At 67.4% G+C, this 13446-nt stretch carries 15 protein-coding genes; 14 read left to right on the top strand and 1 reads right to left on the bottom strand.

Features of this window, described 5'->3' with window-relative positions; all coding sequences use genetic code 11:
• Positions 1-5: 5 nt before the first annotated feature.
• From fliG to VG543_RS19210, 13 genes are all read left to right on the top strand, one after another.
• The gene (gene fliG / locus VG543_RS19270; RefSeq protein ID WP_024958226.1) at positions 6-992 is read left to right on the top strand and encodes a flagellar motor switch protein FliG; all 987 of its coding nucleotides are present in this window, start codon (positions 6-8) and stop codon (positions 990-992) included.
• Entirely contained in the window at positions 989-1630 is a 642-nt protein-coding gene (locus tag VG543_RS19265) for a FliH/SctL family protein (RefSeq protein ID WP_134735855.1), read from the top strand. The genes fliG and VG543_RS19265 overlap by 4 nt, the downstream gene beginning before the upstream one ends.
• Positions 1627-3012 (top strand): FliI/YscN family ATPase, encoded by a 1386-nt coding sequence (locus VG543_RS19260; RefSeq protein WP_005413257.1) that lies wholly within the window; start codon positions 1627-1629, stop codon positions 3010-3012. Before VG543_RS19265 ends, VG543_RS19260 begins: the two co-directional genes overlap by 4 nt.
• A 3-nt stretch (positions 3013-3015) precedes the next feature.
• Complete coding sequence (fliJ, locus tag VG543_RS19255; RefSeq protein ID WP_021203862.1) at positions 3016-3483, top strand: flagellar export protein FliJ; 468 nt, start codon at positions 3016-3018, stop codon at positions 3481-3483.
• Entirely contained in the window at positions 3483-4628 is a 1146-nt protein-coding gene (locus tag VG543_RS19250; protein ID WP_423178537.1) for a flagellar hook-length control protein FliK, read from the top strand. The genes fliJ and VG543_RS19250 overlap by 1 nt, the downstream gene beginning before the upstream one ends.
• 137 nt (positions 4629-4765) lie before the next feature.
• On the top strand, positions 4766-5281 hold the full coding sequence (locus tag VG543_RS19245; protein WP_423178536.1) for a flagellar basal body-associated FliL family protein: 516 nt from the start codon (positions 4766-4768) through the stop codon (positions 5279-5281).
• 10 nt (positions 5282-5291) lie between these two features.
• The gene (gene fliM, locus VG543_RS19240; RefSeq protein ID WP_021203860.1) at positions 5292-6296 is read left to right on the top strand and encodes a flagellar motor switch protein FliM; all 1005 of its coding nucleotides are present in this window, start codon (positions 5292-5294) and stop codon (positions 6294-6296) included.
• Positions 6293-6628, top strand: coding sequence for a flagellar motor switch protein FliN (gene fliN, locus VG543_RS19235; protein ID WP_005409543.1), 336 nt, complete (start codon positions 6293-6295; stop codon positions 6626-6628). Before fliM ends, fliN begins: the two co-directional genes overlap by 4 nt.
• Positions 6625-7044 (top strand): flagellar biosynthetic protein FliO, encoded by a 420-nt coding sequence (fliO, locus tag VG543_RS19230; protein ID WP_423178535.1) that lies wholly within the window; start codon positions 6625-6627, stop codon positions 7042-7044. Before fliN ends, fliO begins: the two co-directional genes overlap by 4 nt.
• Before the next feature lies 1 nt (position 7045).
• A complete protein-coding gene (fliP, locus tag VG543_RS19225) occupies positions 7046-7825 on the top strand; it encodes a flagellar type III secretion system pore protein FliP (RefSeq protein ID WP_019659599.1) in 780 nt (259 codons plus the stop codon).
• A gap of 60 nt (positions 7826-7885) precedes the next feature.
• Entirely contained in the window at positions 7886-8155 is a 270-nt protein-coding gene (locus tag VG543_RS19220; protein WP_005413254.1) for a flagellar biosynthetic protein FliQ, read from the top strand.
• Between the two features lie 13 nt (positions 8156-8168).
• On the top strand, positions 8169-8960 hold the full coding sequence (fliR, locus tag VG543_RS19215; RefSeq protein ID WP_049397365.1) for a flagellar biosynthetic protein FliR: 792 nt from the start codon (positions 8169-8171) through the stop codon (positions 8958-8960).
• A 274-nt stretch (positions 8961-9234) separates the two neighbouring features.
• The gene (locus VG543_RS19210) at positions 9235-11370 is read left to right on the top strand and encodes a bifunctional diguanylate cyclase/phosphodiesterase (RefSeq protein WP_207049056.1); all 2136 of its coding nucleotides are present in this window, start codon (positions 9235-9237) and stop codon (positions 11368-11370) included.
• 292 nt (positions 11371-11662) lie between these two features.
• Here the strand turns inward: VG543_RS19210 and VG543_RS19205 are convergent, their stop codons facing one another.
• Positions 11663-12082: a hypothetical protein gene (locus tag VG543_RS19205; protein ID WP_235643019.1), complete on the bottom strand. Its 420-nt coding sequence runs from the start codon at positions 12080-12082 to the stop codon at positions 11663-11665.
• Between the two features lie 195 nt (positions 12083-12277).
• On the opposite strand from VG543_RS19205, the gene flhB reads away from it, so the two are divergent.
• A complete protein-coding gene (gene flhB / locus VG543_RS19200; protein ID WP_423178534.1) occupies positions 12278-13408 on the top strand; it encodes a flagellar biosynthesis protein FlhB in 1131 nt (376 codons plus the stop codon).
• The last annotated feature ends 38 nt before the right edge of the window (positions 13409-13446 follow it).

The raw sequence follows: 13446 nt of genomic DNA, 5'->3' as shown, positions 1-13446 counted from the left end.
TACAACTGACCGGCGTACAGCGCGCGGCCGTGCTGCTGCTGTCCCTGGGTGAGCTGGACGCGGCCGAAGTGCTGCGCCACATGGAACCCAAGGAAGTGCAGAAGATCGGCATCGCCATGGCCACGATGACCGACATCACCCGCGAGCAGGTGGAACGGGTGATGGACCAGTTCGGCCAGGAGCTGGGCTCGAAGACCTCACTGGGCGTGGGCTCGGACGACTACATCCGCAACATGCTGGTGCAGGCGCTGGGCAGCGAGAAGGCCGGCAACCTGATCGACCGCATCCTGCTGGGCCGCAACACCACCGGCCTGGACGCGCTGAAGTGGATGGACCCGCGCGCGGTGGCCGACCTGGTGCGCAACGAGCACCCGCAGATCATCGCCATCGTGATGGCGCACCTGGAAACCGACCAGGCCGCCGACGCGTTGAAACTGCTGCCGGACCGTACCCGCGTGGACGTGCTGCTGCGCATCGCCACCCTCGACGGCATTCCGCCGAACGCCCTCAATGAACTCAACGAGATCATGGAGCGCCAGTTCGCCGGCAACCAGAACCTGAAATCGTCCAACATCGGTGGCGTGCAGTGCGCGGCCAACATCCTGAACTTCATGGACAGCGGCCAGGATCAGGCCATCCTGGGCGAGATCGCCCGCATCGATGCGCCGCTGAGCAACCGCATCCAGGACCTGATGTTCGTGTTCGACGATCTGGTCGACCTGGATGACCGCGAGATGCAGCTGGTGCTGCGCGAAGTGAGCGGCGAGCGCCTGGGCCTGGCCCTGCGCGGTGCCGACATCAAGGTGCGCGACAAGATCACCCGCAACATGTCGCAGCGCGCGGCCGAGATTCTGCTGGAAGACATGGAGGCCCGCGGACCGGTGCGCCTGTCCGACGTGGAAGGCGCCCAGCGCGAGATCCTGGCCATCGTCAAGCGCATGGCCGATGAAGGCACCGTCACCATCGGTGGCAGCGCGGAGGCCATGCTGTGAGCAACGTCGTGCGCTGGCTTGCCCCGGACCTGCTGGCCCAGCCCGAACCGGTGCTGGAGCAGGAGGATGCGTTCGAACTCACCGAGCCGGACCCCGAACACGAGCCGGAGCCGCCGCTGCAGCTGCCGACCCTGGAGGAAATCCAGGCCATCCAGGACAGCGCCGAGAAGGAAGGCTTCCAGCACGGCCATGCCGAAGGTTACGGCCAGGGCCAGGCCGAAGTGCGTCGCCTCGCCGCGCAGATCGAAGGCATCCTCGACAACTTCAGCCGACCGCTGGTGCGGCTGGAAAACGAAGTGGTCGGCGCGCTCGGCGAGCTGGCCGTACGCATCGCCGGTGCGCTGGTCGGCCGTGCCTACGAAGCTGAGCCGGCACTGCTGGCGCAGCTGGTCGGTGAGGCGATCGACGCGGTGGGTGGCAGCACCCGCGAGGTCGAAGTGCGGCTGCACCCGGACGACATCGCCGCGCTCGCCCCGCTGTTGAGCCTGCCGCCACAGCAACGCCTGGTGCCGGATACCAGTCTCAGCCGCGGCGATCTTCGCGTGCACGCCGAAGCGGTGCGCATCGACGGCACCCTGGAAGCGCGCCTGCGCGGCGCGCTGGACGCGGTGATCCGCCAGACCGGAGCCAATACATGAATCCCGATCCGCAGCCGACGCCGCCACCGGCCGACTGGGCCATGGCCCGCAACCTGCGCCTGGCCCGTCGGCTCGACGGCCTGCGCGTGGATACCGCCCATGGCCGTGGCCTGATCCGCGAAGGCGTGCTGCGCCGCGCGGTCGGACTGACCCTGGAAGCGGTCGGCTGCGAGGCGCCGCTGGGTGCCAGCTGCAAGGTGGAAGTGGTCGATGGTGGCTGGGTCGATGCCGAAGTGGTCGGCTTCGCCGGCGAGCGCACTTACCTGATGCCGAGCGCGGAACTGCACGGCCTGCTGCCCAACGCACGGGTGGTGCCGTCTGCGCGCCGTGGCGGCGTTGAAGTGGGCGAAGGGCTGCTCGGCCGCGTCATCGACAGCGATGGCGTGCCGCTGGACGGCAAGGGCCCGATCCGCGCCGAGGGCCACGTTGGCATGGCCGGCGTGTCGATCAATCCGCTGGCGCGTGAACCGATCACCCAGCCGCTGGACGTGGGCGTGCGCGCGATCAACGCGCTGCTGCCGATCGGCCGCGGCCAGCGTGTCGGCCTGTTCGCCGGCTCCGGCGTCGGCAAGTCGACGCTGCTGGGCATGATGACCCGCTATACCGCCGCCGACGTGATCGTGGTCGGCCTGATCGGTGAGCGTGGACGCGAAGTCCGCGATTTCGTCGAGACCACGCTGGGCGAGGAAGGCCTGCGCCGCGCCGTGGTGGTGGCCAGTCCCGCCGACCGGCCGCCGCTGGCGCGCCTGCACGGTGCCTACCGCGCTACCGCCATCGCCGAGTGGTTCCGCGACCAGGGCCTGAACGTGCTGCTGCTGATGGACTCTCTGACCCGCTTCGCCCAGGCGCAGCGCGAGATCGGCCTGTCGGTGGGTGAACCGCCGACCACCCGCGGCTACCCCCCGTCGGTGTTCGCCAAGCTGCCGGCACTGGTCGAACGCGCCGGCAATGGCGCCAAGGGCCGTGGCTCGATCACTGCGTTCTACACGGTGCTCACCGAAGGCGATGATCCGCAGGACCCGATCGCCGATGCGGCGCGCGCGATCCTCGACGGCCACATCCTGCTCTCGCGGCGCGTGGCCGACAGCGGTCTGTACCCGGCCATCGACGTCGAATCGTCGGTCAGCCGCGTGGTCACGGAAATCGCCGACGAGCCGTGGCGCCTGCGCATCCGCAAACTGAAACGACTGGTCTCGGCCTACTCGGCCAACCGTGACCTGATCGCCATCGGTGCCTACCAGCGCGGCAACGACGCGGCCACCGACGAAGCCCTGGAACGCTGGCCGGAAATCATGGAGTTCCTCGGCCAGGACGTTGCCAAGGCCGCAGATCTCCCGCACAGCCAGGCGGCGCTGCAGCGCCTGGTGGAACAAGAGAGTTAAGCCATGAACCAGTCCAAGCGCATCGATCCCCTGCTCAAGCGGGCCCAGGAACACGAGGACGCGGTCGCCCGCGACCTGGCCGAACGCCAGCGCGTGCTCGACACCCATCTATCGCGACTGGACGAACTGCGCCGTTATGCCGAGGAGTACGCCAACGCGCAGATGGCGGCGACCAGCCCGGCGCAGCTGCTCAACCGGCGTGCATTTCTCGACCGCCTCGACAGTGCGGTCGAGCAGCAGCAGGCCACGGTCAACGGCAACCGCGAGAAGGTGGAGGCCGAGCGCGCCCGCCTGATCCTGGCCAGCCGTGACAAGGCCGTGCTGGAACAGCTGGCGGCCAGCTACCGGGCGCAGGAGAAAGTGGTCACCGACCGCCGCGACCAGCGCGAGATGGACGACATCGGTGCGCGCCGTGCGCGTCTGGTGCAGGCCGAAGACCAGGATGGCACCGAGCAGGGAGGCCGCCCGTGATGCCCGCCCCGCTCGCCAGCAGCGCCAACGCGCAGGCACAGACTGCCGGCGGCGCCGCAGCGCGCACGCCACGCAGCGAGGCCAGCAAGGATTTCAGCCAGCTGTTGCAGGGCGGCGCGCCGGACGCGCTCGCCGGCGCCGCTACGTCACCGCCCACCTCGGCACCGAAGCCGCAGACGAGCGCCGATGGAAATGGCCAGGCGCCGGAGGAACGCAGCATGGATGCGGCGGCGACGGGAAACGAGACGTCGCCCTTGCCGCCGCAAACTCCGCCTGCGGGTGATCGGGCGACGGACAAGGACACGCCGGTGGCCACCGAGGACGCGCCGTGGCCGCCGCTGGGCCTGGCCGGCCTGGTCCTGGCGATGCCGGCCCCCTCCGATCCTGCCGCCACTGCTCCTGCTGCAACGGGTGCGGGCGCGGCGCTGCCGGCCACTGCCGGACCGGGACTGCCTGCCCCGACGCCGACCCCGGCGCCGGGCGCAGCCATCGCATCGATGGCTGACAGCACGCCCCCGGCCGCCAGCGCCGGCGATGCCACGACCCTGCCACTACCGGAGACGGTCCTGCCCGGCAGCAAGCACGGCGACCGCGACAGCAACGACGTGACCGCGATCGGCGACCGTAGCGCTGCCCCATTCCTGCACGCCCCGGCCCCGGCGGTCCTGCAGGACCTCAAGGCTGCGCTCGCCACCGGCACTGCGGTCTTCAACGGCGAACCGACGCCCAGGCCCGTGTTCGGCGACGATGGTTTCGACCAGGCCGTCGGCGCGCGCCTGGGCTGGCTGGCCGACCAGAAGATCGGTCACGCCCACATCCGCCTGAGCCCGGACGACATGGGCCCGGTGGATGTGCGCCTGCAACTGAACGGCGACAAGGTGCATGCCAGTTTCAGCAGCCCGCATGTGGACGTGCGCCAGGCACTGGAAAGCAGCCTGCCGCGCCTGCGCGAGCTGCTGGGCGAACAGGGCTTCCAGCTGGCCCACGCCGACGTCGGCCACCAGGCACCGGGCGGTGGCGGCAATGCGCCGGGCCAGCCCGGTGGCAGCGGCATCATCGGCGACGGAGAACCGACGCCGGGCGACGCCAGCGTGTCGTCGGCGCAGCTGATCCGCCAGCGCGGATTGCTGGACGCTTACGCCTGACAGGCGTGCCAACCAAGGTTGGCAGCCACCAGAGCGATGCGGCTGGCACCCCGACGGAATTCCGTCGCACCCCTCTACCCCGGCTCCGGCACACCCCTTGCATATCCCGGTGAAGCAACCCTCAGGAGCTTCACCCCGTGGCCGCAGCCGCTGACAAAACCAAGAAGAACGCCGAGAAGGACAAGGCCGCCAAGCCACGCAGTCCGATCCTGATCACCGCACTGGTGGCCGTGCTGGCCGCCGCTGCCGCCGGTGGCGGCGTATGGTTCTTCACCCAGTCCAAGCACGAAGACAAGACTGCGCAGGCGCCGAAGAAGAGCGCCACCCCGGCCCCCGCGCAGTACTTCGCGCTGGACCCGGCGTTCGTGGTCAATCTCAATGGCCCGGTCGATGGTCCGCGCTACCTGCAGCTGGAAGTACAGCTGATGACCCGTGACCCGGCTGCGCTGGAAGCGATCAAGACCCATGCACCCGCCATCCGCGCACGCCTGCTGATGCTGTTCTCGCAGGTCAGCCCGGACCAGATCGCCGATGTCGCCGGCAAGCAGAAGCTGCAGGCTGCGTCGCTGGCCGAAGTGCAGAAAGTGCTCAAGGCCGAGACCGGCAGCAATGGTGCCGACGACCTGCTGTTCACCAGCTTCGTGACCCAGTAAGGGCCCACCGATGAATGATCTGTTGTCCCAGGACGAGATCGATGCCCTGCTCCACGGCGTGGACACTGGCGCGGTCGAAACCGATCCGGAACCGCCGTCAGGCGAAGCGCGCTCGTACGACTTCGCCAGCCAGGACCGCATCATCCGCGGTCGCATGCCGACCCTGGAAATGGTCCACGAGCGTTTCGCGCGCCTGTGGCGGATCGGCCTGTTCAACCTGATCCGCCGCTCGGCCGAGCTGTCGGTGCGCGGCATCGAACTGATCAAGTTCAACGACTACATGCACTCGCTGTATGTACCGACCAACCTGAACCTGATCCGCTTCAAGCCGCTGCGCGGCACCGGCCTGATCGTGTTCGAGCCGACCCTGGTGTTCGCCATCGTCGACAACTTCTTCGGTGGCGACGGGCGCTACCCGACCCGCATCGAAGGCCGCGAGTTCACCGCCACTGAAATGCGGGTGATCCACCTGCTGCTGAAGCAGACCTTCGCCGACCTGCGCGAGGCCTGGGCGCCGGTGATGGACGTGGACTTCGAGTACATCAACTCGGAGATCAACCCGCACTTCGCCAACATCGTGACGCCACGCGAATACGTGGTGGTGTGCCGCCTGCACGTCGAACTCGATGGCGGCGGTGGCGACATCCACGTCACCCTGCCGTATTCGATGCTGGAGCCGATCCGCGAGCTGCTCGACGCCGGCATCCAGAGCGACCGCAACGATCGCGACGAAAGCTGGGGCCAGACCCTGCGTGAGCAGCTCAACATCGCCGAAGTCACCCTGTCCAGCGTACTGGCCAGCAAACGCATGACCCTGCGCGACCTGACCCAGCTGAAGGTCGGCGACATCCTGCCGATCGAACTCAGCCCGCAGGTGCCGTTGTGCGTGGAGAACATCCCGGTGTTCACCGGCGAGTTCGGCATCGCCAACGGCATGAACGCCGTGAAGATCACCGCTACCCATCCGCCGGGCACCCGCCCGCGCGTACCCGTCATCCAGGAAGACCCGCAATGAACGATATCGACGCCCTCGAACCCACCCCGGCCCAGTTCAGCAGCCTGCAGGCCGATGAGGCGAACGGCCCGGACCTGAACCTGGACGTGATCCTGGACGTACCGGTGACCCTGTCGCTGGAAGTCGGTCGCGCGCGCCTGCCGATCCGCAACCTGCTGCAGCTCAACCAGGGCTCGGTGGTGGAACTGGAACGGGGTGCCGGCGAGTCGCTGGACGTGTTCGTCAACGGTACCCTGATCGCCCACGGCGAGGTTGTGGTGATCAACGACCGCTTCGGCGTGCGCCTGACCGACGTGGTCAGCCCGAGCGAGCGGATCCGGAGACTGCGTTGAGCCTGCTGGCCTCCACCCTGCTGGCGGTCGGCAAGACCGCCGCGCCCATCGGGCCCCAGGCCGGCCAGCATGCGGCCGCCGCACCCAGCCTGTTCGGCGCGGTGCTGGCGCTGCTGGCAGTGCTCGCGCTGGTCATCGGCCTCGGCTGGCTGCTCAAGCGCATGCCCGGCAGTGGCTTCCGCCCGGCCGAAGGCATGAAGCTGGTGGCCAGCCTGAGCGTGGGCGCCAAGGAGCGCGTGGTGGTGGTCGAGGTCAACGGCCAGCAACTGCTGCTGGGCGTCACTGCCGGTGGCATCAACACCCTGCATACCCTGCCCGAACCGTTGCCGCCCCCGGCGCCGGTGCGCGTGCCGGACTTCAAGAACCTGCCGAATTTCGCCCAGTTGCTGCAGCAGCGGCTGCGCAAGGACCCCTGACATGCGTGTCACCCGTACCCGTCTTGCCACCCTGATGCCGTGGCTGCTGTTGCTTGCCCTGTGCCTGTTGCCGGCACTGGCGTTCGCCGCGCCCGGCGCCCCGAACACGCCGCTGCCGGACATCAACGTGGGCAAGATCGGCGGTGCACCGGTCAGCCTGCCGCTGCAGACCCTGCTGCTGATGACGGCGATCACCCTGATCCCGTCGATGTTGCTGGTGCTGACCTCGTTCACCCGCATCATCATCGTGCTGGGCCTGCTGCGCCAGGCGCTGGGTACCGGGCAGACCCCGTCCAACCAGGTGCTGCTGGGCCTGGCCCTGTTCCTCACCGCGATGGTAATGATGCCGACCTGGGACAAGGCCTGGAGCGCCGGCATGGCGCCGTACCTCAATGGCGAGATCGACTTCCAGACCGCCTGGACGCTGACCACCACGCCGTTGCGCGCCTTCATGCTGGCGCAGATCCGCGAGACCGACCTGATGACCTTCGCCGGCATCGCCGGGCACGGCACCTACGCCAGCCCCGATGCGATCCCGTTCCCGGTACTGGTCGCCTCGTTCGTCACCAGCGAGCTGAAAACCGCTTTCGAGATCGGCTTCCTGATCTTCATCCCGTTCGTGATCATCGACCTGGTCGTGGCCAGCGTGCTGATGTCGATGGGCATGATGATGCTGTCGCCGATGCTGGTGTCGGCACCGTTCAAGATTCTGCTGTTCGTGCTGGTCGATGGCTGGGTGCTGACCGTGGGTACGTTGGCAGCCAGCTTCAATCCGGCTTGATATCCCGCGCAAAGCGCAGTCGAGCATGGCTCGACTCTACAAGAGCAGATGGACCCCCGAATGTCTCCCGAACTTGCCCTGACTGAACTGCGTGGCGGCCTGATCACCGTGTTGTGGGTGGCTGGCCCGCTGCTGCTCACCGTGCTGGTGGTGGGCGTGGTGGTGGGCGTGGTGCAGGCCGCGACCCAGCTCAACGAACCGACCATCGCCTTCGTTGCCAAGGCGGCGGCACTGACCGCGGTGCTGTTCGCGCTGGGCAGCCTGCTGATCGGCCACCTGGTTGAATTCACCACGCTGCTGTTCCAGCGAATTCCGCACCTGATCGGCTAGGACACGCGCTTCGATGGACGCCGCCACCCAGATGGCTGCCGACGGCCTTCAGGCCTTCGGCATGATCGGCACCGTACTGTGGACCATGCTGCGCATCGGCGCTGTGGCCATGGCCATGCCGATGGTCGGGACCCGCGCCGTCCCGTCACGGGTGCGCGTGGTGTTGGCTGGCACCCTGGCCATCGCACTGGCCCCGCTGCTGCCCCCGGTGCCGGACTGGACCGGCTTCGACGCCGCCACGGTGCTGACCATCGCGCGCGAGCTGGCCATTGGCGTATCCATCGGCTTCCTGCTGCGGCTGGTGTTCGAAGCCGGTGCGATGGCGGGCGAACTGATCGCGCAGGGCACCGGCCTGGCCTTCGCGCAGATGAGCGACCCGCTGCGCGGTGGTACCTCCGGCGTGATCGGACAGTGGTTCTATCTGCTGTTCGGGCTGCTGTTCTTCACCGCCAACGGCCACCTGGCGCTGATCTCGCTGCTGGTGGACAGCTATCGCGCACTGCCTATCGGCGCTCCGCTGCCGGACCCGCACGCGTTCTTCAGCATCGCCCCGACTTTCCTGCTGACCGTGCTACGCGGCGCGCTGACCCTGGCGATCCCGCTGACGGTGGCGATGCTGGCAGTGAATCTGGCGTTCGGCGTGCTGGCCCGGGCCGCTCCGGCGCTGAACCCGATCCAGCTGGGCCTGCCGGTCTCGTTGCTGCTGGGTCTGTTCCTGCTGGCGCTGCTGGCCGGGGAAATGGGCCCGCCGGTACAGCGCCTGTTCGATGCCGCCTTCCAGGCTGCGGACGCGGTCACACACTGACCTGATCATCACGTTTTACTGCTTGCCATGCCTTTGTTTCTGTAGAGCCGAGCCCATGCTCGGCTGTCTTCGGCAGGAGCGGCAGCCGAGCATGGGCTCGGCTCTACGGGGCGCAATTTCACGTTTTACTGCTTGCCCTTCCCCCGGGTCTGCGCGTTAGAGTGAATGCGCGGCAACCGGGGGGATGCCGCACGTGGCCGCCGCCCTGCGTCGGCCTGCCTCATGCATGCCCCACCGTGGTTTCCGTCGACAGGCAGGTCCGGGAGACTGACGAATGCTGGTAGGCACGTACAACCCGTGGCTGGTCGCAATCTCGCTGCTGGTAGCCGTGATGGCTTCCTACACTGCACTGGCAATGGCCGGGCGCACGATTACCGCGCCCGGCAAGGCCGCGGCCTGGTGGTGGCGTCTCGGTGGTGGCTTCGCCATGGGCCTGGGCATCTGGTCGATGCACTTCATCGGCATGCTCGCCTTCGATCTGCCCATTCCGCTCGGCTACGACCTGCCGATCACCCTGCTCTCGCTGGCCTTGGCGATCGCTTCGTCGGTATTCGCACTGTGGCTGGTCTCGCTGCGTACTCTGCCGCATCCACGGCTGGCCGGCGGTGCCCTGCTGATGGGCACCGGCATCGCCGGCATGCACTACGTCGGCATGGCCGCAATGCGCATGCAGCCAGGCATCGACTACGACCCGGGCTGGCTGCTGCTATCACTGATGGTGGCGGTCGCCGCCTCGTGGACAGCCCTGTATGTTGCGTTCCGCCTGCGTGGGCAGCGCACCCGTATCGGCGACCGCTTGGCCGCGGCGGGGCTGCTCGGCCTGGCGATCGTCGGCATGCACTACACCGGCATGGCCGCCGCTCGCTTTCCGGAGGGCAGCATCTGCGGCGCAGCCGTCGGCGACGGCTTGCAGAGCGAATGGCTGGCCATGCTGGTGGTGGTGCTGTCCGTGGCGATCCTCGCGGTGGTGCTGGTGGTGTCCTGGCTGGACCAGCGGGTGGAGGCGCAGCTGCTGCGACTGCGCAACTCCATGCTGAGCACCTCGTTGACCGATGCGCAGCAGGAACTGACCCAGGCCGCACTGCATGATCCGCTCACCCGCCTGCCCAACCGCCTGCTGCTGCAGCGTCGAATCGTGCAGGCACTGGCCGAGGCCGAGCAGGGCGGCAGCCGTTTCGCCGTGATGTTCATGGACCTGGACGGCTTCAAGCAGGTCAACGATGCCTACGGCCACCAGGCCGGCGATGCACTGCTGGTGGCGGTGGCCGAGCGCACCCGCCAGCTGCTGCGGCCCAACGATATGCTGGCACGACTGGGCGGTGACGAGTTCGTGCTGGTGGTACGCATCGAACACGACGAGGACCTGCCCACCCTCGCCCGGCGCATCCTGCAGGCGGTGGGCAGCGGCCCGTTGCTGCCGGACAACGAACTGCAGGTAACCGCCAGCATCGGCGTGGCAATCTGCCCCGACCACGCTGCCAGCGAACGGCAGCTGATGGCGTTTGCCGATGCGGCGATGTACCAGGCCAAGGAATCCGGACGCAACGCCTTCGTGCTGTTCGCCGACTGGATGAATGACAGCGCCGAACAACAGTTCCGGCTGCTGGCCGACCTGCGCCGGGCCATTGGCAGCGAGCAGCTGTTCCTGCACTACCAGCCCAAGATCCGCGTGGCCACGCAGAAGGTGGCCGGTGCCGAAGCGCTGATCCGCTGGCACCATCCGGAGCATGGCCTGATTCCGCCCGATCGGTTCATCCGCCTGGCCGAGCGCAGCGGCGCGATCAACGAGATCGGGCGCTGGGCGCTGGACCAGGCCTGCCTGCAACTGCGGCGCTGGCACGATGCCGGTCACGAAGGCTGGTCGATGTCGGTGAACCTGTCGCCGGTGCAGTTCAGTTCGCCGCACCTGCTGCAGGATGTGCGCGCAATGATCGAACGCCACAACATCGCTCCGCGCCACCTGGTGCTGGAAATCACCGAAAGCACGGTGATGCGCGATACCGACACCAGCCTGCGCTTGCTGCAGGCGCTGTCGGCGCTGGGCGTAGGCATATCCATCGATGACTTCGGCACTGGCTATTCCAGCCTGCTGTACCTGAAGCGGCTGCCGGCCACCGAGATCAAGATCGACCATGCGTTCGTGCGCGACCTGGAACACAGTGCAGAGGACGTGGTGATCGTCTCGGCGATCGTGGCGCTGGGCCATGCGCTGGACATGGACATCGTCGCCGAAGGCGTGGAAACCACCGCCCAGCGCGCCTACCTGGAGCGCCTGGGCTGCGACTACCTGCAGGGCTACCTGCTCGGCCGCCCGGTCGACGCGGCGCGCTTCATGCAGCTGCACGACCTGCCGCGGCCGCGGATCGAGCTGAGCACCGGCTTCAAAGCGCCCGAAGGTGGGGGACGCTGAATCCACCTGGCGATGCAACAGGTGATGGCCTGCTGAGATGCGCTCGGCGCACCGACCTGATGGTCGGAGGGTGCGTTGGTTGTCTGCAAGAGTTCTGGACTCTTCTGCAGGAATACGAAATTCACGGTAACGTCGACGTTGCCATTTGCGTCATCCCTGGAGCGGCCAGGTCGAACGCTGACGTGCCGGCAAGCCATCCAGCTTCATCTTGGGGATGCTTCCTCCTGCCAGTCACCCGATGCTCAACGAGCCCTGGCCTCCCATGCCGTTGTCGCGAGCAAGATCGTCCGCTTCAGCAGGGAGGGGTAATCCTCGAGTTGTCGGAGACGGCAAACGCGACTGACTGCAACCGCTGGCAAAGTGTTGAAAGCAGGGCCATGAACTCAGAATTGGCTGCCTCAGACCATGCTCGACCGAATCGAAGAGTAAGGTGTATGGAGCTCACCGGGTCTCCATTCAGAGCGGACTCGAGCGAGTAGCGCTCACCATCCGAGAATGCACCTTGGACACATCCGGGGAACACCAACTCCAATGATGCGATTATGGCCTGGGGACATCCTATGTCCTGCACAGCCTCGACATTGGAGAGGTCTTCTTCACCGAGGTCTTCCAGCTTCAAAACGACTATGTCAAAGCTCATTGCTGCGATATCCCATCCTGCAACCCATTCAGCACCGCCCTTCTCTCTGCGTGTCTTGGCATCATGCCTCATGTAGCTGCTAGCTGCCCCCTGTACAGCAGCAGTTGAACGATCTTCCTCGCCCTCTGGATGCGATAGCGCGGCAGCGCATACAGCACTGCGAACGCTGAATGAGCAGGAGCAGACACACAGTGCTGCCGTTCGCGGCTGACGGATAGCGGCACGGTTCTTGCACGCCCTCCGGCAACCCCTGCCGCAGTGCCCGTGATGTCCGAGAACGAATCCGCCGGCGAAAAGACCGAACAACCCACCGAAAAACGCCTGCGCGACGCCCGCGAACAGGGCAACCTGCCGCGCTCGCGCGAACTGGGCACGGCCGCCGTGTTCGGCGCCGGCGTGCTGGCGGTGATGGCGATGAGCGGCTCGATCGGCCGCGGCGCCACGGCCTGGATGGAGCAGGCGCTGAGCCCGGAACAGAGCCTGCGGCAGAACCCGAAGGAACTGTTCGGCCACTTCGGCGACCTGCTGCTGCAGTTCATGCTGGTGATCGCGCCGCTGGTGCTGGTCTGCCTGCTGGCCAGCTTCGTCGCCCCGCTGGTGATGGGCGGACTGCGCTGGTCGGCCAAGGCGATGATGCCCGACCTCAACCGCATGAACCCGATGAGCGGGCTCAAGCGCCTGTATGGCCCGGAGGCCCTGGCCGAGTTCACCAAATCGCTGCTGCGCGTGGCTTTCGTCGGCGTGGCTGCCGGCCTGGTGGTGTGGACCGGCTTCGACACACTGCGCGGGCTGATCCACCGCCCGCTGGAGACCGCCATCACCGACGGCCTCGGCTTCACCCTGCGCCTGCTGCTGGCCACCGCCGGCGCGATGCTGGTGCTGGCCGCCATCGACGCGCCGTACCAGCGCTGGAACTGGATGCGCAAGCTGAAGATGACCCGGGAAGAGCTGCGCCGGGAAATGAAGGAAAGCGAGGGCAGCCCCGAGGTGAAGGGCCGCATCCGCCAGCTGCAGCAGCAGATGGCCAACCGCCGGATGATGGAAGCGGTACCGACGGCGGACGTGGTGGTGGTCAACCCCACCCACTACGCGGTGGCCCTGAAGTACGAGGGCGGCGCCATGAACGCCCCCACCGTGGTCGCCCTGGGCGTGGACGAGACCGCCCTGCGCATCCGTGAAGTGGCCGACGGCAACAAGGTCGCGATCGTCTCTGCCCCACCTTTGGCACGCGCCTTGTATCGGGAGGGCCAACTCGGAAAGGAAATCCCCGTGAGACTGTATTCGGCCGTCGCCCAGGTCCTGTCCTACGTCTACCAGCTGCGCGCGTGGCGCACTGGCCCGATGCCGGACGCCCCGCACATCCAGGTGGATGAATTCGGCAAGGGAGGCCGCCCGTGAGCGCCCAGCCCTCCACCGGCTTCAACACCCGCCGCGCC

The sequence above is a fragment of the Stenotrophomonas sp. CASM101 genome, from assembly GCF_049384845.1.
GTDB classification, from domain to species: Bacteria; Pseudomonadota; Gammaproteobacteria; order Xanthomonadales; family Xanthomonadaceae; genus Stenotrophomonas; species Stenotrophomonas hibiscicola.
This window is presented reverse-complemented; position numbering and strand designations above follow the sequence as displayed.